This is a genomic window from Caballeronia udeis (assembly GCF_001544555.2).
Taxonomy (GTDB): domain Bacteria; phylum Pseudomonadota; class Gammaproteobacteria; order Burkholderiales; family Burkholderiaceae; genus Caballeronia; species Caballeronia udeis.
This window is the reverse complement of the sequence record NZ_FCOK02000005.1, coordinates 17,214-39,647: the sequence shown is the minus strand read 5'-3', so window position 1 is coordinate 39,647 and position 22,434 is coordinate 17,214. Positions and strand designations below refer to the sequence as shown.

The following is a 22,434-nucleotide window of genomic DNA, read 5'->3' as shown; positions in this document are numbered from 1 at the left end:
CCAACAATAACGAACGACCTGTGGAGAATGTTTGATGAATCGTCCTGATGCCGACGGTGGCGAGAGAGCCGCCGTGCCGGAGAATATTTCGCGCCGCGCGTGGCTGCGCAAGACTGCGTGGACCGCTGGGGCTGCGGCACTTGGCGGGGCGTCGTTTGGCCTTGCCGGACTGCCTGCGCGTGCCGACGACAGCACGTTGAAACAGTTGAAGTTATCGTGGAACGCCGGATCGATTTGTACGGCGCCGGTACCGGTGGCGGTCAAGCAAGGCTTCTTTGCCAAGCGTGGCCTGGACGTTGAGCTGATCAACTTCGCCGGGTCGACGGACCAGTTGCTCGAAGCCATTGCGACCGGCAAGTCGGATGCCGGTGTTGGCATGGCGCTGCGGTGGATCAAGCCGCTGGAACAGGGCTTCGACGTCAAGCTTACTGCCGGCATTCACGGCGGCTGCATGCGCCTGCTCGCGACGCGCAGTTCGGGAATTGTCGATCTGCCGGGCTTGCGCGGCAAGATTGTGGGGGTGAGTGACATGGCCAGCCCCACCAAGAACTTCTTTGCTATCACGCTGAAAAAGATCGGCATTGATCCGGACAGCGAGGTTCGCTGGAGGCAGTACCCCGCCAACCTGCTGGGCGAGGCGTTGAAGAAGGGCGAGGTCCACGCGATTGCGGACGGAGACCCGACCATCTGGCTGCTGCGGGAATCGGATCATCTGTACGAGGTCTCCAATAACCTGTGCGGCGAGTATCAGACGCGGGTGTGCTGCGTGCTCGGCGTGCGTGGGACACTGGTGAGGAAGGATCGCGCGGCGGCCCAGGCGTTGACGCAGGCTTTGCTCGACGCAACGGAATGGACTGCGAACCATCCCGCGGAAGCAGCGACGATCTTTGCGCAGTACGCACCGCAAGCGGACGTGGCCCAGTTGACGGCCATGCTCAAGAGCCATACGGATCATCATCATCCGACCGGCGACGCGTTCAAGAAGGAAATCGCGCTGTACGCGGACGATTTGAAGACCGTGGGCGTGTTGAACGGCAGCACGGATTCGGCCCACTTCGCTAACCGGGTGTTTTCCGATGTGCTGGTTTAGAGCAGTCCACCGCTTCTAAACCTTCACCCCCCGCACCAGCCTGGCCAGAAGCCGGACCAAAGGCTCGAACAATTCCGCCGATGTATTCCCATACCCAAGCACGAGGCCGTTGTCCTCGGGCTTGGACTGCAGCGCAAAACTGGATAACGGAGCGGGGGCTATACCGTGCTGCCGGGCTGCGTCGGCAATCTCGCGGTCGGGGTAACACGCCGGCAGCCGTACCGTTAAGTGCAAGCCGCAATACCCGCCTTCAATCACATGCATCATCGGCAAGTGGCGGGTCAGCGCTTCTCTCAACGCGTGCTGCCTGTCGCGGTACAAACGCCGCATGCGGCCCAGATGCCGGCTGAACTGGCCGCTTTCAATGAACTCGGCCAGTGCAAGCTGTTCATGACGGTGGCCGCCTCGCAGCATGTCGTCCAGAGGCATGCGCATCTGCGCCACCAGTGTTTCCGGCAGCACAAGAAACCCCAGGCGTAACGACGGAAACATCGTCTTGCTGAACGTGCCCACGTACAGCACGGGCGCCTGCGCTACCAAACCCTGCATGGCGCCAATAGGCTCGCCGGCGTGGCGGAATTCGCTGTCGTAGTCGTCTTCGATGATCCACGTCCCATGGTGCTGTGCCTTCGCGATCAGCTCAAGGCGCCGCGCGACAGTCAGCACCGCGCCCGCGGGATACTGATGCGAAGGCGTGGTGTAGATCAGCCGTGGCGGCTGCGTCTTCCAGTCGTTTTCATCGGCGATCAGGCCATCGGCATCAACGCGCATGGGCACCATGTGCAGGTCGCCCGCGCGCATGGCCGCCTTCGCTCCGCGATAACCCGGATCTTCGATCCACGCCGTATCGCCGGCATTGGTCAGCAAACGCACGCAGAGCGAGAGCGCTTCCTGCGCGCCCTCGGTGATGACCACCTGAGCCGGATCGCATCGCACACCCCGGGCGATGCCCAGATGCCGGGCAATGGACGCACGCAGCGCCGGCTCACCCGGAGGATCACCGTAACCGAGAGCCGATGGCCCCGCGTTTCGAATCGCACGGTCGATCGCACGGCGCCACGCAGCCAGCGGGAAATGCGACAAGGCCGGCACACCAGGGCGCAATGCAGCAACCCCATCGGCCGGCGGCGCGGAGGCTTGAATGCCCGTCAGCCGCTGCGAGGTGGCCGGCGCCGCCAGCGCCTGGCGCTTGCCGCGCGGTGGCGCCGGGCGCGACAGCGTCGCTACCCGGGTGCCTTGCCGGTCAGGTTGCACATATCCCTCTGCCGCCAGCAGGTCGTAGGCGGCGGTCACCGTGTTACGGGAAATCGACAGCGCCTCGGCCAGCGCGCGCGACCCAGGGAGGCGGCTGCCCGGCGCGAGGTGGCCGCCGAGGATCGCCTCCTTGAAGCGATGGTGCAACTGGCGTTGCATGGGCGCCGCGCCGGGCCCTTTGGCGAGCGGCGCCTCGAGCAGGGTCTGCGGCACAGGCGAGGAAGCAGCGGTAGTCATGAGGATCATGAGCGGAATGGGGAGGAGCACGCCAGCAGGCGAAGCCACGAGCGTGGAGCCATGAAAAACATGGAATGTGGCACTTTTTAAGGTTCCATGATGCGCGTACGTTAGCACATGCTTTGCCCGCGTTTTGCGTGAACCCCTGCTTTATGTCCCACCCTGTGTCCCCGCCCCATGCTGCAAGGAACCGTTATGCCCAGCACCCTGAATCAGTATCAGCAACCCGTTGGCGAGTCCGTGCCCCACTGGACCGCGCGCGTGCATCCGCCGCGCAATCCCGTCGAAGGGCAGTATTGCCGGCTGGAGCCGCTCGAGCCGCACCACGCAGCGGACCTCTTCGCCGCCTATAGCGAAGCCCCGGATGGCCGTGACTGGACCTACATGCCGGTCGGCCCATTCGACGATGCCGCGAGCTATCGCGAGTTTGTCGAACGTGCCGCGGTGAGTCCCGATCCCCAGCACTATGCGGTCATCGACCTGAAGAGGGGAACTGCAATCGGCACCCTCGCGCTGATGCGGATCGACCGGGCCAATGGCGTTATTGAAGTGGGCAGCGTGGCGTTCTCGCCGCTGCTCAAACGCACGCCGGTCTCAACGGAAGCCCAGTACCTGTTGATGAAACATGCATTCGATGAACTCGGCTACCGCCGTTACGAATGGAAGTGCGATGCATTGAACGCACCCTCGCGGCAAGCGGCGGCGCGGCTCGGTTTTCAGTTCGAAGGCATCTTCCGCCAGGCCGTGCTCTACAAGGGGCGAACACGGGATACCGCGTGGTTTTCCGTCATCGACAGCGAATGGCCCACGGTACGCGCCGCATTCGAACAATGGCTCGCGCCGGAGAACTTCGATGAGCAAGGGCAGCAGCGCAAGTCGCTGACCGACCTGCGCGCTCAGCTCTCCAAGGCAGGCTAGGCCAGGTTTTTCTACTGCGGCTTTTGCGGGTTCCCGTTTGTAATCTTTGTTGGTATCGTGCGCGGTGACCTGGCGCCCCGTTTTAAACGGGACGCCAGGTCACCGCTGCATCAGCGCTCTCTCGCTCCCCTCATTTATTCAGCAACGGACATTCAACAATGAAATTCGATCGTCTAGCCCAGTCGCTTCTCGCGGCGGCGCTCGCCCTTTGCTATGCCGGGGCCCAAGCCGCTTCGCAAGCCCCCGTTGCCGCCGAGAACGGCATGGTCGTCACAGCCCAGCATCTCGCCACGCGCATTGGCGTCGACGTGCTCAAGGACGGCGGCAACGCAGTCGACGCGGCCGTTGCTGTCGGCTACGCACTCGCCGTGGTTTACCCTGCGGCCGGCAACATCGGCGGCGGCGGTTTCATGACGATCCAGCTCGCCGACGGCCGCCGGACCTTCCTCGACTTCCGCGAAAAAGCACCGCTGGCCGCCACCGCGAACATGTACCTGGACAAGGACGGCAACGTGATCCCGGGCCTGAGCACCAAGGGCTACCTGGCGGTCGGCGTGCCGGGTACGGTGTCCGGCATGGAAATGGCGCTGACGAAATACGGCACGATGAAGCGCGCCGATCTCATCGCCCCGGCAATCAAATACGCTCAGGAAGGCTTCGTGCTCGACCAGGGCGACGTCGATATCCTCGGGACCGCCACGGACGACTTCAAGAAGGACCCGAACGGCTCCGGCTCGATCTTCCTGAACCACGGCGAGCCGTTCCAGGTGGGCCAGCGGCTCGTGCAAAGAGACCTGGCGAAGACCCTGCGCGAGATCAGCACCAAGGGTCCCGACGGTTTCTATAAAGGCTGGGTAGCCCATGCGCTGGTCTCTTCAACGCAAACCGGCAAGGGCATCATCACGCAGGCCGACCTCGACCAGTACAAGACGCGCGAACTCGCGCCGATCGAGTGCGATTATCGCGGTTACCACGTGGTCTCGGCGCCGCCGCCGAGCTCGGGCGGAGTCGCTATCTGCGAGATCATGAATATCCTCGAGGATTATCCGATGCAAAGCCTCGGCTTCCGTTCAGCCCAGGCCATGCAGTACCAGATCGAGGCAATGCGCCACGCTTATGTGGACCGCAACAGCTATCTGGGTGACCCCGATTTCGTGAAAAACCCGCTGGACCGTCTGCTCGACAAGGACTATGCGGCCAAGATCCGCGCTGCAATCGATCCGCATAAGGCGGGGGTGTCGCAGGAAATCAAGCCGGGCGTGGCTCCTCATGAAGGCACGAACACCACCCACTATTCGATCGTCGACAAATGGGGCAACGCGGTTTCGGTGACCTATACGCTTAATGACTGGTTCGGCTCGGGCGTGATGGCGAACAAGACGGGCGTGATGCTCAACGACGAGATGGACGACTTCACGTCGAAGGTCGGTGTGCCGAACATGTACGGGCTGGTGCAGGGCGAGGCCAACGCTATTGGCCCGGGCCGGCGTCCGTTGTCGTCCATGAGCCCGACGATTGTCACGAAGGACGGCAAGACCGTGATGGTGGTCGGTACGCCGGGCGGCAGCCGCATCATTACCGCTACGCTCCTGACCATGCTTAACGTGATCGACTACGGCATGAACATTCAGGAAGCTGTGGATGCACCGCGTTTTCATCAGCAATGGCTGCCGGAAACGACGAATCTCGAACGCTTCACGCTGAGCCCCGACACGCAGAAGATCCTGGAAGGATGGGGTCAGAAGTTCTCGGGTCCGCAACCGGCCAACCACGTAGCGGCAATTCTGGTGGGCGCGCCGTCGCTGGGCGGCAAGCCGGTCGGCAAGAATCGTTTCTATGGCGCGAACGATCCGCGTCGTAACTCGGGACTCGCGCTCGGCTATTGATGCACGCGAAGCCGTGCCGGCGAGTGTTTGATTATCGCCGGCACGGTTCGGGCTTGTTGGCGTCGCGGCTGCCGGCCACGACGCCTATTTACCTCTTCAGTCATTCGCTGCTGGTCCACTCCACGTCCGCACCGACCGAGCGCAGGTTCTCCACGAAGCGCGGGTGTGCACGGCGGATCGGAAGTGCATTGATGATCTCCGAACGCCCCTTGATGCTCGCCGCGACCATCAGCAGCGCGATCGCCACGCGGATGATGTACGGGCTCTCCACTTTCGCGGGACTCAACGGCAGGCCGCCGAACGTGATCAGCCGGTGCGGGTCCGACAGGAACACGTGCGCGCCGAACTTCGACAGCTCGACCGACCACCCCATTGCGCCGTCATAGACCTTGTTCCAGAACATGGCGCTGCCTTCGGCTTTCACGCCGAGTGCGATGAAGATGGGCAGCAGGTCGACCGGCAGATACGGCCAGGGCGCGGCTTCCACCTTGGTGAGGATATTTTGCGTGAACGGCCGGCGCACGCGCAATGGACCGTCCTGGAACGCGCGCGACCAGCCGTTCTTATGCTCTACATTCACCCCGAACTTCGCGAAGGTCCGGTCGATCAGCGGGAACTGGTCGGGGGCGGTATTCCTCACCGCGATGTTGCCGCCGGTGATCGCCCCGAGCGCGAGGAAGGTCGCGATTTCATGGAAGTCCTCGCTGAAGCGAAACTCGCCGCCGCTCAGCTTGCGGCCGCCCGTGACGCTCAGACGCGACGTGCCAATGCCATCGATTTCCACGCCTAGCAGCGCGAGGAAACGGCAAAACTCCTGTACGTGCGGTTCCGACGCCGCGTTCACCAGCGTCGACGTACCGTTCGCCGCTGCCGCGCAGAGCGCGAAGTTCTCGGTGGTAGTGACCGAGGCATAGTCCAGCCAGTGATGATTCGCGGTCATCTGTGTAGCGGCCCGCACGATCAGCGAGTCGGTCGTGCGCTCGACCTTTGCCCCAAAACGTTCGAATACCTCCACATGCGGATCGATTTCCCGAACCCCCAGCGTGCAGCCCTTGACGTCGTTTTCCAGCCGCGCCACGCCGAACCGCGCGAGCAAGGGCGGCACGAGCATGATGGAAGAGCGCATTTCCTCGGGCAGATGATGCGCGACGGGGTCGAAGGTCGTTGCGTGATGATGCAGGTCGAGGATGCCGGTGGAAAAGTCCATCGACACGTTGCTGCCGAGCGTACGGAAAATCTCGAGGATCTTTTTGACGTCGGTGATTTCAGGGACGCCGATAAGGCGCAGCGGCTGATCGGTCAGCAGCGTGGCGCAAAGGATGGGGAGGACAGCGTTTTTGTTGGCGGACGGCGTGATTTCCCCGCGTAGGGCGACGCCGCCATGTACGATCAGATTCGACATGTTCGCAAGAGGCTCGTGGAAGAAGCGAGGGAATAATGATGCCACCGTGCAGTGCGCATAGGCGGTAGGTGTGGCTAATTTATCACGGCGCCAAGGGGCCCGATCCATTGGGCTTAGCGGTTGCCGCAAGAGACTCCAGCCTGGAATTTATAGTCAAGGCCAACGGAAACCCCCATGATTCTTCCGCCTGCATGAATGCGTCAGGCATCGAGCGATGTCTTAGGGAGACTTCGGCGCTCGATTCGATTGCGCAACTGGCCCGCGACCAGAGCACCAACGACCAGTGACACATAGAGCATCAGGAGATCGTGACGCCAGGCATCCAGCGCGACCTGATGTACGAGCAGCTTCGGATCGGGCGCAGGGAGGATGGGACGCATCTTCTCGACGGCCCGGGTCATGTGAAGAAAACCGGCCGCAGACAGCAGCGGCAATCCAGCGAGCACCGCGATCAGCGCGGGTTTTGCGCGGCGCACGGGATCGTAGTGGCCAAAACCTATCCAGAGTCCGAGACAGCCGTGTACCCAGCCCGGCGCGAGCAGCGCAAGTTGCAGCCCCTGCGTGCCGCTTGAGATCAGCGTGATCACGATCTTTTCATAGTTCGGTTCGAAGCCGTAGAGCGAGGCGGCAAGACGGGTTGCAACCACATGGCGGATGAGCAGGAGAGGCAGGCTCAGTCCCGCCCAGATGCGGATCCATTCGGTAGCCGGCAGCACCCAGCGGCGGCGTCCGTAGATCGTGCGCAGCGCCAGCGAAAAATGAAGCGCGGCCGAACCATAGAGCAAGATCGTGCCGGGCGTGCTGTGCCATAGCCTGATGGCAAGCGTGAGACCGTGTCCCGCCAGATCCAGCGACCAGATTCCGAGCGCGTGATTGACCAGATGGAGGAAAAGATAGGTCAGCAGCACCACGCCCGATCCAATCTGCACATGACGCAAGATCGATTGCATCTCCATTCCTCTTGATGTCGAACGCGGACGGGGTTTCATTAAATAACGACTTCAGCCAGACGCGCAGGGATCGGGAAAAGTATTTACGCGCACGCGTGTACATCCAACCTGAAAGTAAGACCTGCGGCCGGGCGGTTTTATTCCCGCTCTCTGGACATCGATAAAAAGAGGTGCCTTGAGATTGACGGGGTGAGGGGAATAAACCGCACTTGGCCGTAGTTATATGAGTGTGCGTCTGACTGATTTATCCAGGACCTTGAGATCCTTACATTATCTCAGACGCCACAATCCGATGCATTCAATTCAGTGAATATGATCGGTATTCCTAAGTTAATGAAATGGAGAGTGTCATGAAATACCTCACGTTAGCGGTTGCTGGTGCGCTGATCGCCGTCGCTTCGCAGGTCTATGCAGGGGAGTACGACACGGCCAAGGGGACGCCGGGCGATAACAGCACCATGGCGTCCCAAGCGGATTCGGCGCCCACGCAGCCGGCAGCACCAATGAAGAGCAACGCTGCGCCCGTTGGGAAGACCCGCGCGGAGGTCTACGATGAACTGATGCGCGCCAAGCAGGATGGGTCGCTCGACCGCTTGAACGCGCTTTACGGCGGTGGCTGAGCCGACGTTCCCGGCAGGTCGGACACGAGCTTGCACCCGGCCTTTTCCCGGGTACAAGGCTCGCGGAATATTTCGGTATGCGGATGAGCGCCGTCGTGTTTGTCGGCACCGGCCAGCAGTATTGGCATGAAGGAGACGGAGATGAACATCGCCGAGAAGTCCTTGCGTTACCTCGTCGAAAAATGGCTGGCGCCCACCCCTGCGATGCGGATCCACGTGGTTCAATTCGGCCGCATGAGTCTGGACAAGAGACGCTACGTGCGCATCGAGGCCTCGGCACCAACAGGCTCGCGCGCAATCTTTTTCTTTCGCCACGACGACGGTAGCTGGTGCGTGTTCCCTCCTGCCATCTCACGGCCAGCAATGATGAGTTATCGGCTTGCAGCGTAAGAAGAAGGTGGAAGGATCATTCAGTGAAGCGAGCACGGCGGCGCGTGTGAATCATCAGGAAATCTCACGGATGCCGCTCTGATCCCGAGAGGATTTAGCCAGGGAAAGCACAACCGTGTGTTTTTTCACGACCCTTGCCTTGTCCGGTCCAGCAACACCGCCATGCGGGTGCGGGCGAATGCGGGGTCGATCGGGAGATCGTCGAAGAGCAGGCGATAGATGAGCGGCGCGACCACCTGATCCATCACCGCATGCACATCGGGTGGCGTTTCGCCTCGTTCGGCGGCCCGGTCCAGGATCATCTGGATCTGCGAGCGCGTGATGGCCGCGCACTGACAGGCGGGGCTGCGGGGATCGTTGCTTGCCAGCACGTCGCGTGTCATGGCGCGGCCGGGCGCCGACGACATCTCTTCCTGATACCCCTGCGCCCACGTTTCCAGATCGCTTCGCAGGGTGCCCGTGTCAGCCGGGCCGTTATCCGGATGAAAACGCTGCAGGGCGACATCGGCGAGAAGAGTCGGCAGGTCACCCCAGCGCCGGTAGATAGTCGACGGCGTCACCCCCGCGCGCGCCGCGACTTGCGGCACGGTGAGTTCCTCGCGCGGCATTTCGTCCAGCAACGTCCTGACTGCATGATGCACGGACTCCTGCACCCGCGCGCTCCGTCCACCGGGTCGCAACCCTTCTCTTGCTGCCATTGCCTGTCTCTCTCCGCCTTGTTCGTTCGTATCGATGAAATCCGCTAAAAGCTAAAAATTTGCATTAACGAAGAACAACGCGCACAATTCGCTAAAGCAATTATTTTGCGTTTATTTTCCGGAGTGTGCAATGGCCTTCAATACTGCCCCTCGTTTCACCCCTGACAGGACACGCCATGCGCTGCCGCTTTATGCGTTCATCGCGGCCATGTTCTTTGGCGCGTCGAGCGCGCCGACACCGCTTTACCGGCTGTATCAGGAGGCATGGGGGTTCTCGTCGGCCACGCTGACGCTGGTATTCGCCGTCTACGCATTCAGCCTCCTGGCCGCGCTGCTGACGACCGGGTCGCTCTCGGATCACATTGGCCGGCGTCCGGCGATCATGGGCGGTGTGGCGCTCGAGGTCGTGGCCATGCTCGTTTTCGCCGGCGCCCACAGCGTCCAGATGCTGATCCTGGCGCGTGTGCTCCAGGGTTTTGCGACCGGTACGGCCACGAGCGCGCTGGGTGCGGCGATTCTGGATGCAAGCCGCACGCGCGGTTCGCTGGTCAACACGCTTTCGCCAATGCTCGGCATGGGGGTGGGCGCGCTTGGCACGAGCTTGCTGGTCGACTATGCGCCCGCGCCCATGCGGCTTGTGTACGTGTTGCTGGCCGTGGGGTTCGTGCTTCAGGCAGTGGGCGTGTGGATGCTGCCGGAGACGGTGAGCCGGAGCCCGGGGACGCTCGCTTCGCTGGTGCCGCGCGTGCGGGTGCCTCGTGCAGCGCGGGCTGCGATGTTGCGCATTGCACCGGTCAACGTTGCGGTATGGGCGCTGGGCGGGTTCTATCTGTCGTTGGGGCCGACGCTGGCGCGTGCTGTGACAGGCGACAACGACGTCATGACGGGCGGCTGGGTCGTATTCGCTCTGACGGGTGGGGGCCTGGTTGCCGTGTTGCTGTTGCGCGCGTTGAGCACGCCCCGGTTGCTGATGACGGGTGCGGTGGTGCTTGCAACCGGATTGCTGGTGACGCTGGCCGGGGTGCACGCGGGCAATGCCGCGATCTTTTTTGCCGGAACCATCCTGGCGGGCATGGGCTTTGGCTCGGCGTTTCAGGGCGCATTGCGCTCGGTCTTGCCGCTGGCCGAAGCGCACGAACGAGCGGGGCTGATGGCGGCGTTCTACGTGCTGAGTTATCTGGCGTTCAGCGTGCCGGCGATCATCGCGGGGACCATGGCCCATGTCGTCGGTTTGCGCCTGACTACCGATGTATACGGAATCACGATGGTGGCGCTGGCGGGGATGACCGTTGTCGCCAGTTCGCTGGAAAGCCGCCAGCGGATGGTCGGAGGCTGACGAACCACCATCGATGCATCATCTGCGCGCGCGTCCGGGACTGAACCAATAGGCGAGTGCTCCAACAGCGAGCGGCACCGCCGTCACGACAAAGAGCCTTGAATAGAGGTCGGCATTCGATACGCCCGTCAATCGTGCCTCCTCTGCTATCGAGCCGAAGATGCTGCTTGCCAGCGCCACACCCAAAAATACGAGGCTGTTCAGCAAGCCCAACCCAAGCCCCAGTTTGCCCGGCGCAATGATCGCCCGTGCTTGTGACATGACCAGCGGATGAATGCAGCCTACGGACAACAACAGGCAGATCGCAGCAATGCTGATAACCGGGCTTCGCTGCGGCATCGCCGCAAGCACGAGCGCCGCGACGACGCCGGTCACCTGCCAGCCGAGAGACAACCGCTTGGGAGACCATCGCCGTACCAGGAACGGGATACAGAACGATGCGCCTATGCCCGCGATACTCGTGACGGTCATTGCGTTGCCGCGCGCTATGACGTCGAAACCGAATACGTCGGCCAGATACGGTCCGCCCCAGGACGTGCGAAACGTTCCGCCCACCGACATCGCCAGGCAAACCGGCATCAAGGTCCACAAGTCGCTCGTGCGGGCGGGAGTCATTACCCCTCCCGGCGATGGTTGCGATTGCGGCGCGTCAGGCGAAGGCTTTTCGTCTCGTCGACGCACGAAGAAGACAACGCCGAGCGTTGCCAGCAGCATCAGCATGGCCGACAACGCCATGATGGAACGCCAGCCAAAATTTGCTGTCGCCCAGCTTAGCGGGAACGCCGCCAGCAGTCCCCCGGACATGCCAATAGCGCCCGCGGTGGTGATCGAGCGTACATCGCGCGGTCCCGCGCCATGACGCAGAACATGATTCAGCAGTCCCATGAAGACTGGCGCGCAACCCAGTCCGATCCCGGCCTGCGCGATGATGGCGAGACGCGGGTCGGTCGTCACCGATACAATCGCGGCGCTCAGCGTGCCCACGCTCATCAGGACTGCTGTGGGATAACGCACGCCGTACCGGTCGAACATAAATCCAACCGGAATTTGTGCGGCGGCGAAGACAAGAAAAAACGCTCCGGAGAACCAGCCGAACATCTGCGGAGTGAAATGAAAATCCCCGATGAGCTGTGTCGAAATCACGGCTACATAGCTGCGGAAAAACTGGCTCAATACATAGCTGAACGTCAGTGCCCACAAACCGTAGTCGATTGATCGCCCGGACGCGCGGCCAAGCGAATTGCCCGGAATATCGGTCATCGGCTCAACGCGAAAGCGATTGCTTACGCGTTGTAGCCGCTGTACTCACCAGAGCCGGGCTGGCGAGGTGCATCGCCTGGCCACTGTCCTTCTTCATGATCTCGCGCGGTGTCAGTCCCAGCAGCCGGTTCATCCAGTGCGCCATGTGACTCTGATGGGAAAAGCCCGTTTCCAGCGCTACCTGGGCGGCGCTGAGCTTGCCTTGCAACAGCAACGCCTTCGCGCGTTCAACGCGGCGCTGCACCACGTATCGATGCACCGGCACGCCAAGCGTCTCGCGAAAGAGCACCTTGAAATGCGGCACGCTGAGCTGGGCCAGCGCGGCAAGTTCATCGAGCATCAGCCGCTGGTCCAGATTGCTTTCAATGAAGTCGATCACGCTCGTAGCCGTTCTCAGCGCCAACGTACGCCTCTTGCCGTCGAGCGTGGCGATGCTGGCGCCGGCGCCATTGCCGGCCAGCCGGACCACCATGGCTGTGCAGAGGCTTTCTGCAAAAAGCGGATCGGACGCGTCGCCGGCGTCGAGTTCGGCCTGCAGCGCCCACGCCAGATGCTGAAAACGCGGATCGCGCATCTGCAGTTGCGGACGGATCTCGGCAACGCCCGATTTCAGTTCCAACTGTTCCAGCGTCTTGCGCGTGAACGACTCGCTGATCCAGATGCTGAGGATCGTGCAATCCGATTCGTCGGTCCATTGGCCTTCGAGTCCCGCGGGGATCACGTCGGCGTCGCCATGCGCCTGAACGCGTGCATAGCGGCGTTGCTCGCACATGCAGCGCGCCATCACCGGCGCGCCGACATGCACACCGACGCGGTGATGCGCCATGGCCGGAATCCGGTGCGTGCCCGCCGAAATACCGAGCAGCGCCGCACCGAAGCCATTCCAGCCCCGACCGCTGCTGGAGCGCAAATTGACGCGGGAGCCCGAAGGCGGCATGGGCAATGGTGTCATGGCATTCATGGCAAGTCCTCGCTGGGCGGCAAGCGGACATTGTGCTGGGTTTTTCGCCAAGCTGCTCGATGTTGTACCGGGGCGGCGCCGTGAGCCCAGCCGTCTTACGGCGGCGCCGCGAAACCATCATCCGTATCTGCGCATGTCGATCCGTCCTTGCGCGCCAGGAACGTTCAAGCTCCCTACGATGACAACATGCCAAGCCAACAAGGAGTCGAATGTGTTCGTGATATTCGGAGCATCAGGCAAAGTAGGACGCGTGAGCGCTGCATCGCTTCGCAATGCAGGGCATGCGGTCAGGGCCGTGGTACGAAACGAAGCCCAGGGCGAGCTCCTCGCGCGGATGGGCTGCGAGATCGCGCTTGCCGATCTGACGAACCCGGTATCGGTTGCAAGAGCCATGGAGGGTGCGGATGCAGTACAGATCCTCTGTCCGGTCCCGATGGGTGACGCACAGCCCGGCAGCACGATGCGTCGCATGATTGAAGTCGCAGCCGATGCACTGCGCGCCAATCCGCCCCCTCATGTACTCGCGCTGTCCGACTATGGCGCGGAACTGGATCAAGGTACGGGCATCACCTTGCTCTTCCATATCCTTGAAAAACAGTTGCAGGCAGCGGTTCAAAACCTCACATTGTTGCGCGCAGCAGAACATATGCAGAACTGGGCACGCGTGATACCTGTTGCACTGGCAACGGGTAAGTTGCCGAGCCTGCATCATCCGTTGAGCAAGAGCATTCCCACGGTCGCGGCGCAGGACGTGGGGCAGCTCGCGGCAGAACTGCTGGCGGGGGAGCCGCGCGGGATAGTCAGCATTGAAGGTCCGCGACGAGTCTCTGTGCTCGATGTCGCCCGCGCGTTCAGCAATGTGAGCAGGCGTGAGGTCAGTGCGTACGAAGTACCACGCGATGAATGGCCGGCCATGCTGCTGCGCGCCGGCCTTGGCGCGGACCATGCACAGCTCATTATCGATCTCTACGATACCCACAACGCGGGCCGCATTGACGTGGAAGAGGGAATCGGCGAGCGGCGTTTCGGGACCACCGAACTCGCCGAGGTCATGGCTTCGATGCTGCCTGACAACGCAGCGCTGGTTAACTAAATGCGCCGCTCAACACGGAAGAAAGCGACGCGCTTCCGATCTTCGCCGACGGTATCCGCAAGCCATGCACGCCGGATGACGCGTGCATGGCTGTTCGTTATCATCGGCCTTGCCGGACTCGTTGGCGGCTACCGGTTCCAGTGCTTATTAAGCGCACTCCCCGACAGCAACGACGACTTCATTTTCTTCTGATCATTTAAGTCCGGCACGCCTCGCTCACAGGTCCAGTACGACGGTTGACTCCTCACCCGAACCCATCCTCGCGGGGATTGCGCTGCATATCAACGCATGTCCCGCCGGGATGTCCCCCTCGCACGGCACGGGGTACGTCACGTCTCCCGACAGCACCCGCGTCGCGCACGTACCGCACACACCGGACCGGCAATTCGATGCAACCGGGACGCCGTTCGCCTCCGCAAAATCCAGCAGGCTTCCGTCTTCCGGGGACCATTGCGCGTCGCGATGCGTACGCATGAACGCGACCTTCGATGACCGCTCAGGGGCACGGGGAGCAACAGGTTTAGCGACACTCAATGTCGGCGCAGCGCTTGCTGTCCGCTTGACACTTGCCAGTCCGAACGCCTCGAAAAGAATCCGGTCGTCGGCGATGTTGAGCGAGCGCAAGCCGCTGTACATGTCCTGCATGAACGAGCCGGGGCCGCACAGGTAAAAATCGTAATCGCCAAACGGCAACACGCTCTTGAGGTACGCAATATCAACCCGTCCGGCGGATGACTTCGCTCCGTGATTAACATCAGCCTCGCTCGCGCGCAGATGCACCGACAGATTCGAATGCGCCTGCTCAGCAGCCTTGAGTTCGTCGGCGAATGGATGTTCTTCGGACCGGCGAGCACCGTGGATGAAATGAATGTGCTCGGGCTTTGCACGTCCGCTCTTGTCGGCAAGCAAGCTGTTCAGCATCGCGATCATCGGCGTGATGCCAATACCGGCAGATAGCAGGACCACCGCGCGGCCACTCGTACGTTCAAGGACGAAGGCCCCGCCCGGCGCCTTGGCCTCGATCTCCATCCCTGCCTCGACATGCTCGTGCAGCCATGTCGACGCCGCACCCTCGCGCTTTACCGTGATCCGATAGTGGCGGTCATTATGGGCATCGGAGAGGGTATAGGTTCTTATCAACGGTGCTGCGAGCCCTGGAACGTGCAACCGGATCGGCAGGAACTGGCCGGGCTCGTAGGCAGGAAGCGTCGATCCATCAGTGGCTTGAAAATAAAACGACCGCACGCCGGGGGCTTCGTCGCTGACCTTGATGACCTTCAAGTTGCGCCACGCGTTCGTTGCCGCTTGCGTGATCTTCGACTCATTCCAGCTTCCGAGCTTCGCAAGCTGCGGTGCATATTGCACGCCCGACCAACGCATGGGCAAAGCACGCACCGTGCGACGTACCTCACGCACACGCCAGCGGATCAAGCGCTCGGCGCCGTCGAATGAATCGAGTTCCGGCCCTTGCCAAATGATCTCGGCATCCACGGCCAGATACAGCAGATCGCCGCTGTCGAAGTCGATCACGAGCAAGCCCGCGCGCGGATCGTGCATCAGGTTGCCGATGGTGTTGAAGAACAGGTTGCCACTGAAATCCGGCGTGGTCAGCGTCCTGTCATCGTCGATGCGAATAAACCCGGGCTTGCCGCCACGATGCGATACGTCGGCACCGCGTCCCATTCCCGCTTCGCTCGATGTGTTCGCACTGGCGACGAAGAACGTATCGGCCCGCGCAAGCAACGCGCGGTCGGCATCGTTCAGACGATTTGAAACAACCGGCGGTTCCGAGCCTGCTTCCGACCCTTCTCCTACGCCAAATTCGACAAGGGTACGGCTCTGGATGTACTTGGCGCAGTTGCCGAAGCTCTGGCTGACCGCAACCGTGATCGCCTCGCCGTCGATGGCGGTGATGACACCATTCACACGATTGCGCCGGCGGGTGGCGGGCTGAATGCCGAGTCCACCGATGACCGATCCGACCTGCCACGTTTGGCCAAGAGGATCGCCTGCCAGGCTACGTCCGGCTATACGCAGCGTGTGTTCATCCGGCGTCGAGATAAAACCCGGCGCGCCGATTCGCAACGTGGCCCACGGCTGCCCCGTTTCATCCACTCCACCGAGCACCATGAACGGCTGTTCCGCAAAGAACCTGCGATGCTGCTCGGGCATGTAGTCGCGAATCCCGCGACGCGCGTCGACGTTCATCCGCTCGCGGACCCCCGCGCGTTCCTGCGCGGCGAGTTCACCGGCATGGAACGGTGATTCCACAGCACGCCAGCCCGAAGGCGGCGCGGCAACAGGAGCGGGCGCAAGAGCGGACATGATGTTCTCGATATGGAACACGAGCGTGTGCTGCAAGGAGTGTTACGTGGCCTCGGCGAGCAAACCGGCCTTCGTCACGGGCATTGGAACGAAACGCGGCAGCGCCTCGACGCGCTTCAACCACGCGCGCAAATGCGGGTACGGTTCAAGCGAGATGCCGCCTTCGGGCGCATGAGCGATGTACGAATAAGCGGCGATATCCGCAATGGTCGGTGTCTGCCCGACCGCGAACGGCTTGTCGCGGAACTCGGGATCGATGACCGCGAACAGGTCTTCCGCCATCTTCCTGGCTGTCGCGTAGTCCTTCGGTGCACCGAACACCGTGACCAGTCGCGCGGCACAAGGGCCATACGCGATCTTTCCCGCCGCCAAAGACAACCAGCGTTGCACCGCTGCCGCGCCCACAGGATCGCCCGGCAGCCACGACGCATCGCCGTATTTGCTCGCGAGATAGACAAGGATCGCGTTGGAGTCGGCCACGACAATATTGCCGTCTTCGATCACCGGTACTTCGCCGAACGGATTCAGTGCCAGATGCGCCGGCTTGCGGTTGTCCCCGGCTTTCATGTTGAGCTCGATCGTGGTGAACGGCAGATCGAGCAGCGTCAGGAAAAGCTTCGCCCGATGCCCATGCCCGGACAGCAGCGTGGTGTGGAGACGGATGGGCTGGAGAGGCTTGGGCAGTGTAGGCATGATGGACTCTGAAAGGTTTGAACCGGTGTTCCGATGAAGTCAGCATATAGCTCTGCACAGCGCACGAGAAGACGGATAATGATGGTTAGACAATCCTCTTAAAGTGGACAATCCCATGACGAGCCTGAGCGCTGTTAACCTTAACCGGCTGGTGGTTTTCGCGGCGGTGGTCGAGGCAGGTTCGCTGACGGCCGCGGCCGACCGTCTCGGGATCGCGAAGACCATGGTGAGCACGCACATGCAGCGTCTGGAAGCCGAGGTCGGCGCGACCCTGCTCGTGCGCACCACGCGCCGGGTCAGCATGACGGAGGCGGGCAGGACGTTCTACGAAGCAAGCCGGCAGATCCTGAGCGCGGCCGAGGACGCGATTTCCGCTTTGGCGCAGGAGTCGGGCGTGCTGCGGGGAACGCTGCGGGTCGCCACGCCTATCGACTATGGAGCGAGTGTCGTGGCGCCCACGCTCGTCGCGCTGCAGCAACGCCATCCGGAGCTCAGGATTGAACTCGTCTCGGCCGACCGTCAAGTGGACCTGGTCGCAGAAGGGGTCGATGTCGCGATCCGGCTTGGGCGGCTGGCGGATTCGAGTCATCGCGCGGTGAAGATCGGCGGTTTCGTCAAATGGCTCGTTGCGAGTCCCGGATTTGTCGCCCATTGGGGCAAGCCGACTACGCTCGAGGCGGTTGCGAAATTGCCCTTCGTCGGCATGTCCGCTTTACAGAAGCCGCTGGTTGCGCCGCTCGAAAGCACGCGTGGCGGGAAGCGGACTGTGCGTTTCAGCGGGGGTTTTTTCGCCGACACCGCACCCACGTGCCGCGCGGCAACGCTGGCCGGCGGCGGCGTGGCTTACCTGACGAATTTTTCGATCGGAGAGGATGTGGCGGCGGGACGGCTGGTGCGCTTGCTGCCGGCGTGGTCATCGCCGCCCGCTGGCATTCACGCTATCTTTCCGTCGGCACGTTATCCGGCGCCGAAGGTGCGCGTGTTCATCGATGCGCTCAAGGCTCATCTCGAAGCGAAAGGCGGGTAGGTTGATACGCCGTGAGCGCTCGAGTGTTTACACCGCTCCTGGTCCTGCGCCAATCTGCCAGACGTAGACGGGTTCTTTCTGGTTGATCGACCAGTCGCCAACGAGTTTGGCCTTGTACACGATCGGGTTATGCGACGAGACTGCGCGTGCATTGCGCCAATGACGATCAAGCGCCTTGCCCCCGCCAATAGCCGACGCACCCAGCGCGTCGAAAAGATGAGTCGAGGCGCGCAACGCAAGCTCCGTCACCACGATCTGTCCTTTAGCCGACTCTATTTCAGCCTCGATATTGAAGCGTTTTTCAGCGTCGATATCATCGGCAAAATGCGCTTCATACGCCCGCTGTGCCGGTTCCGTCGCGCGCAACGCAATGGCTTCCGCGGCATACGCCCAGGCCGCAATCTCCCCGACCACTTGCTGAATCTGGACGTCCTGGCTGACATGCGGCGCATTGCCGTGGCTATAGATGCGCTTGCGTGCACGCACTTCGGCGGCCGCGTCGAGTTCAGCTGCCCGGGCGATGCCGGCCAGCGCCGCCAGATGGAACAATTGATAGAACGCGGTCTGATACTTAAAGCGCCGCGCGAAATCGACGATATGTCCCGGTTCGACCACCGCGTCCTTGAACACCGTGGTGCCGCTGCCCGTGGTGCGCTGACCGAAACCGTCCCAGTCGTCGCTTAACGTCACGCCCGGTTGCTGCGCGGCCACCGCGACAACCACGTCGCTGCCGTCTTCAGCGCGCTGCGCATAGACATCGATCCAGTCCGCGAAAATGCTGCCCGTGCTGTAGAACTTCTCGCCGTTCAGGACCCAGCGGTCGCCCTGCTTGGCTACTCTGGTGACGACGCTGCCCAATGCGACGTTGCCAACTTCAGTCCACGCATTGCCGAACAGGTCGCCGCGTACGAAGCGCGCAAACCACTGGTCGCGTTCGGCGCCGGCGGGTGCGTTGACTACGTCTTCGACGAAGGCAAAGTGGCCACGCAATGCCTGCGGCAGGTTCGAATCGGCGGCGCCGAGTTCGATCAGCAAACGGAACAATTGCTTGATGGAGACACCTGCGCCGCCATGCGATACCGGCACACGCAGCGCACCGAAGCCCGCTTGCTTGAGCTCCACGATCTGGTCGTAGGGCAGGGTCCTTTGCTGGTCGCGTTCAACGGCACCAGCAGCAATGCGTTCGAAGATGGGCCTGAAGCGGCTGGCGACACTGTCGTAATCCGCTCCAACCGATAGCGCGACAGGCGGCAGTTGTGTCATGGCGAAAATCCTTGGGTGCGATTAAGGAGACGTTGAGGGCAAGCTGGCGCGAGCGCGCAGGTTTCTCAATCTAGCCCATCGACTCCATTCGCGTTAGATCGTTTTGCGCAATGCTTATCGATCCGGTGCGCATCACGGTCAACGTCGAGTTGCGTTATTGCAGCTTGTTCAAGCCGGCCGCCGCGCAATTAATTGATAAGTATTCCTTTTCATATTGAAATTACCTGATTCAATACCTTACCGCGACTGAATCATTTTCAGCCCCGGATCAGCCCTGGAAGGTCGGTCGTGCTCCCCTGATACCGAGTGTTTTTGTCCAGTTGACGCGTGGACATTGCATGCTAGAATAATCCTCAATTAAAACATATATTCCATAATTAAGGAATATAATGCAGGAGACGCTCTGGCGCGAAGCGCTGAATCGGCGGATCAAATCTTCAAGACTTGAACCGCATGCGAGACGGTTATCTCTGTCGCGGCGCTCATATTCACTTGGGGGCCCTCAGTCATCATCCAGGAGGCAAGCAATGAGCAAAGTTCGAAATCTCGGAGTTCATGCATCGCAGTCGCGACGTGTCTGGCTCAAAAGCGTGAGCGCGCTGGCAGCCATGTCGGCCATGGGTTCGCTCACAGTAGCTCGCTCCGCTCAGGCGGCGAGCGGGGCGAGCCTTGCCACCAAAGCGCGCACGACTGAGCCGCTATTCGCCTATGTCGGCACCTACACGCCGAACGGCCTTGGCATTCATCGCTTCCAGGTGGACCCGAGCACCGGCAAGCTTGATCCGCTTGAGCCGCTGCGTGGCATCGAGAATCCGAGCTGCCTCGTTGTCGACCGGCAACAGCGTTTCCTGTTTGCCGTGAGTGAGGTGAAGAACTACAACGGCACCACGAACGGTTCGGTCAGCAGCTATGCAATCGAACACGGCGCCGGTTCCTTGCATCTGATCAACACGGTCAATTCGCAAGGCGCCGGACCGGTTTATCTGAGCTTGCATCCGAACGGCCGCTTCTTGCTGGTTGCAAACTACAACAGCGGAAGCATCGCGGTTTTTCCGGTGGCGAGCGACGGCGTGTTGGGTGAAGCATGTTCCGTGCAACAGCCACAGGCGCCTGCAGGTGCGCAACACGCTGCAGAAGGCGTTCCCGGAAGCTTCGCGGTCAGCGACCACGACGGTTCGCATGCGCACAATATCGTGTCTTCGCCGGACGGGCGATTTGTGATTTCGACTGACCTTGGCGTTGATCGCACCTATATCTGGAAGTTCGATGAAACCACTGGCGCGCTGTCGCCGAATGACCCGCCGTTTGTCGCCGCTTCTGCAGGAGCGGGGCCGCGGCATGTGGTGTTTCATCCGAGCGGCCGTTACCTGTACGAAGTCACCGAGGAAGCGTCGACCCTCGTCTGCTACGCCTATGACAGTGCGCGCGGCGTGCTGACGCAGTTGCAATCCGTCTCGACGTTGCCGGCCGCCTACCAGGGCACGAGCTTCGCATCCGAACTCCTGCTTTCACATGACGGCCGCTTTATCTATGTGGCGAACCGTCTTCATGACACGATCGTGCAGTTTCGCGTGGGCACGGACGGACGTCTGACGCGCATTGGCGAAACGCCGACCGGTGGCGACTATCCCCGGGTGATCAAGTTTGATCCGTCGGGCCGGTTCCTGTATTCACTGAATCAACGCAGCGATCACATCGCGATCTTTGCCGTCGATGCCCCCAGTGGCAAGCTGCGATTTACGGGAACCTACGTGGCGGTTGGCAGCCCGTCGGATATCGCTTTCGCGTCCCCGGCCATCACAGGAAAGTAGCACTCAACGCGCCGCCCGGACGGGAGCTCTCCAAGCTTCGGCACCTCCGTCATGCAAGGCCCGGCGGCGCGCGGGCAACGCGGGCGGAAGGCGAAACTCAGCAGGCGATCTTATGTGGCGGGCCCGCAGGCGTGACGAACTCTGGAGAGGAGGGCATTACCTTTTCCGAACCACAGCGGTCGAAGCGCGCTTGACCAACACAGGGTCGGCGGTCCTAACAACGGGAGCCACATCCGGCGTATTGGCGATGAGCTTTAGCAACAGTTCGACGCTTTGCTCGGCCATTTCGGCGGTCGGAATGGCAACCGTGGTGAGTGACGGTCTGGACTGACTTGCCAACTCAATGTTGGTTACGCTGACAATGGAAACGTCATCTGGAACATTCAATCCGAGCGAAGCCGCCGCGTTCAGCGCTCCCAGTGCGGGAAGATCGTTTGAAACGAACAAAGCCGTCAGGTCCGGGCGTGCGGATAACAAGTCGAGCGCGGCGTCGAAGCCGCTTTGAAACGAGTCGGTACAGAACCGTGCGTCCGCCAGGACGTGCTTGACCTTTCGCGCGCGCAGGGCATCGCGAAACCCTTGATAGCGGCCACCATGAATGCCGTTTTTCGCGCTGCCGACAAGCGCACCGATGCGCCGGTGCCCAAGTTCCAGCAAGTGATCCGTTGCGATAAAGCCGGCCTTGTGGGAGTCAAAGGCAACGCATGGGACCCCCGGTGGATCGTCTGGAAGTTCCCAGATCGAAATCACCACGGGCGTACCCGTCGCCTGAATGGCTTTCAATTCGTCGATACGAAGATCGCCGTTGTTCGCAACCAGAATGCCGTCCGATAATGAACCCGCGACATCCGCAAGAAACCGTGTTCCGCCATCCGGTTCATAATCAGTATTGCAAACCAATAGAAAACGGCCGTGCCTACGGGCAGCGTTGTTCGCCTGCAGCGTGAACTCCGGATAGAACGGGTTTGTGATGCAACCCAGCATGAGCGCAAGCGTGGGTGCGCGACGTTCGACCAGTGCGCGGGCGTTCAGATTTGGCCGGTACCCTTGTGCGGCCACGACCTTTAATACCCGCTCACGCGTCGCGTCACCCACTCGGCCGCGGTCTCGCAGTACGTTGGTTACCGTTGTGGGAGTCACGCCCGCCAACGCCGCGACCTCCTTGATCGTCGCCATCAACCTTTCCCGCTTAACCATTCCATTTCCCGAAATCTGCAGTG

Annotated in this window: 19 protein-coding genes; 9 read left to right on the top strand and 10 right to left on the bottom strand. The window is 61.6% G+C overall.

Features of this window, described 5'->3' with window-relative positions:
- Positions 1-34: 34 nt before the first annotated feature.
- Positions 35-1,090 carry an ABC transporter substrate-binding protein gene (locus AWB69_RS05580; protein WP_062083046.1) on the top strand — a complete coding sequence of 352 codons (1,056 nt, stop codon included), beginning with the start codon at positions 35-37 and terminating at the stop codon, positions 1,088-1,090.
- 15 nt (positions 1,091-1,105) lie between these two features.
- Here the strand turns inward: AWB69_RS05580 and pdxR are convergent, their stop codons facing one another.
- Complete coding sequence (gene pdxR / locus AWB69_RS05575) at positions 1,106-2,581, bottom strand: MocR-like pyridoxine biosynthesis transcription factor PdxR (protein WP_062083345.1); 1,476 nt, start codon at positions 2,579-2,581, stop codon at positions 1,106-1,108.
- Between the two features lie 195 nt (positions 2,582-2,776).
- Here pdxR and AWB69_RS05570 point away from each other — a divergent pair, with 195 nt between their 5' ends.
- Positions 2,777-3,499: a GNAT family N-acetyltransferase gene (locus AWB69_RS05570; protein ID WP_062083044.1), complete on the top strand. Its 723-nt coding sequence runs from the start codon at positions 2,777-2,779 to the stop codon at positions 3,497-3,499.
- Between the two features lie 158 nt (positions 3,500-3,657).
- A complete protein-coding gene (gene ggt / locus AWB69_RS05565; RefSeq protein ID WP_062083042.1) occupies positions 3,658-5,385 on the top strand; it encodes a gamma-glutamyltransferase in 1,728 nt (575 codons plus the stop codon).
- Between the two features lie 100 nt (positions 5,386-5,485).
- On the opposite strand, the gene AWB69_RS05560 is transcribed toward ggt, so the two are convergent.
- Both AWB69_RS05560 and AWB69_RS05555 read right to left on the bottom strand, forming a co-directional pair.
- Entirely contained in the window at positions 5,486-6,787 is a 1,302-nt protein-coding gene (locus AWB69_RS05560; protein ID WP_062083040.1) for a UDP-N-acetylglucosamine 1-carboxyvinyltransferase, read from the bottom strand.
- Between the two features lie 200 nt (positions 6,788-6,987).
- A complete protein-coding gene (locus tag AWB69_RS05555; protein WP_197500171.1) occupies positions 6,988-7,737 on the bottom strand; it encodes a hypothetical protein in 750 nt (249 codons plus the stop codon).
- A gap of 350 nt (positions 7,738-8,087) precedes the next feature.
- Here AWB69_RS05555 and AWB69_RS05550 point away from each other — a divergent pair, with 350 nt between their 5' ends.
- Positions 8,088-8,357, top strand: coding sequence for a DUF4148 domain-containing protein (locus AWB69_RS05550; protein ID WP_062083036.1), 270 nt, complete (start codon positions 8,088-8,090; stop codon positions 8,355-8,357).
- Positions 8,358-8,498: 141 nt separating this feature from the next.
- Positions 8,499-8,747: a hypothetical protein gene (locus AWB69_RS05545; RefSeq protein ID WP_062083033.1), complete on the top strand. Its 249-nt coding sequence runs from the start codon at positions 8,499-8,501 to the stop codon at positions 8,745-8,747.
- 125 nt (positions 8,748-8,872) lie between these two features.
- On the opposite strand, the gene AWB69_RS05540 is transcribed toward AWB69_RS05545, so the two are convergent.
- The gene (locus tag AWB69_RS05540) at positions 8,873-9,445 is read right to left on the bottom strand and encodes a TetR/AcrR family transcriptional regulator (protein ID WP_062083031.1); all 573 of its coding nucleotides are present in this window, start codon (positions 9,443-9,445) and stop codon (positions 8,873-8,875) included.
- A 130-nt stretch (positions 9,446-9,575) separates the two neighbouring features.
- On the opposite strand from AWB69_RS05540, the gene AWB69_RS05535 reads away from it, so the two are divergent.
- Positions 9,576-10,781 carry an MFS transporter gene (locus AWB69_RS05535; RefSeq protein WP_082913268.1) on the top strand — a complete coding sequence of 402 codons (1,206 nt, stop codon included), beginning with the start codon at positions 9,576-9,578 and terminating at the stop codon, positions 10,779-10,781.
- A gap of 18 nt (positions 10,782-10,799) precedes the next feature.
- Here the strand turns inward: AWB69_RS05535 and AWB69_RS05530 are convergent, their stop codons facing one another.
- Both AWB69_RS05530 and AWB69_RS05525 read right to left on the bottom strand, forming a co-directional pair.
- Positions 10,800-12,041: an MFS transporter gene (locus tag AWB69_RS05530; protein ID WP_062083029.1), complete on the bottom strand. Its 1,242-nt coding sequence runs from the start codon at positions 12,039-12,041 to the stop codon at positions 10,800-10,802.
- Positions 12,042-12,045: 4 nt separating this feature from the next.
- A complete protein-coding gene (locus tag AWB69_RS05525; RefSeq protein WP_082913267.1) occupies positions 12,046-13,002 on the bottom strand; it encodes an AraC family transcriptional regulator in 957 nt (318 codons plus the stop codon).
- A gap of 211 nt (positions 13,003-13,213) precedes the next feature.
- Between AWB69_RS05525 and AWB69_RS05520 the strand changes: the two genes are divergently transcribed.
- A complete protein-coding gene (locus tag AWB69_RS05520; RefSeq protein ID WP_062083340.1) occupies positions 13,214-14,095 on the top strand; it encodes an NAD(P)H-binding protein in 882 nt (293 codons plus the stop codon).
- A 216-nt stretch (positions 14,096-14,311) separates the two neighbouring features.
- Here AWB69_RS05520 and AWB69_RS05515 read toward each other — a convergent pair whose 3' ends face one another.
- Complete coding sequence (locus AWB69_RS05515) at positions 14,312-16,420, bottom strand: 2Fe-2S iron-sulfur cluster-binding protein (protein ID WP_062083338.1); 2,109 nt, start codon at positions 16,418-16,420, stop codon at positions 14,312-14,314.
- A gap of 42 nt (positions 16,421-16,462) precedes the next feature.
- A complete protein-coding gene (locus AWB69_RS05510) occupies positions 16,463-17,113 on the bottom strand; it encodes a glutathione S-transferase family protein (RefSeq protein ID WP_062083027.1) in 651 nt (216 codons plus the stop codon).
- Positions 17,114-17,228: 115 nt separating this feature from the next.
- Here AWB69_RS05510 and AWB69_RS05505 point away from each other — a divergent pair, with 115 nt between their 5' ends.
- Positions 17,229-18,140, top strand: a complete 912-nt coding sequence (locus AWB69_RS05505) for a LysR family transcriptional regulator (protein WP_062083024.1) — start codon at positions 17,229-17,231, stop codon at positions 18,138-18,140.
- 27 nt (positions 18,141-18,167) lie between these two features.
- Here the strand turns inward: AWB69_RS05505 and AWB69_RS05500 are convergent, their stop codons facing one another.
- On the bottom strand, positions 18,168-19,403 hold the full coding sequence (locus AWB69_RS05500) for an acyl-CoA dehydrogenase family protein (protein ID WP_062083022.1): 1,236 nt from the start codon (positions 19,401-19,403) through the stop codon (positions 18,168-18,170).
- 527 nt (positions 19,404-19,930) lie between these two features.
- Here AWB69_RS05500 and AWB69_RS05495 point away from each other — a divergent pair.
- Positions 19,931-21,214: a lactonase family protein gene (locus AWB69_RS05495; RefSeq protein WP_062083019.1), complete on the top strand. Its 1,284-nt coding sequence runs from the start codon at positions 19,931-19,933 to the stop codon at positions 21,212-21,214.
- 156 nt (positions 21,215-21,370) lie between these two features.
- Here AWB69_RS05495 and AWB69_RS05490 read toward each other — a convergent pair whose 3' ends face one another.
- Positions 21,371-22,390 (bottom strand): LacI family DNA-binding transcriptional regulator, encoded by a 1,020-nt coding sequence (locus AWB69_RS05490; RefSeq protein WP_062083017.1) that lies wholly within the window; start codon positions 22,388-22,390, stop codon positions 21,371-21,373.
- Positions 22,391-22,434: the final 44 nt, after the last annotated feature.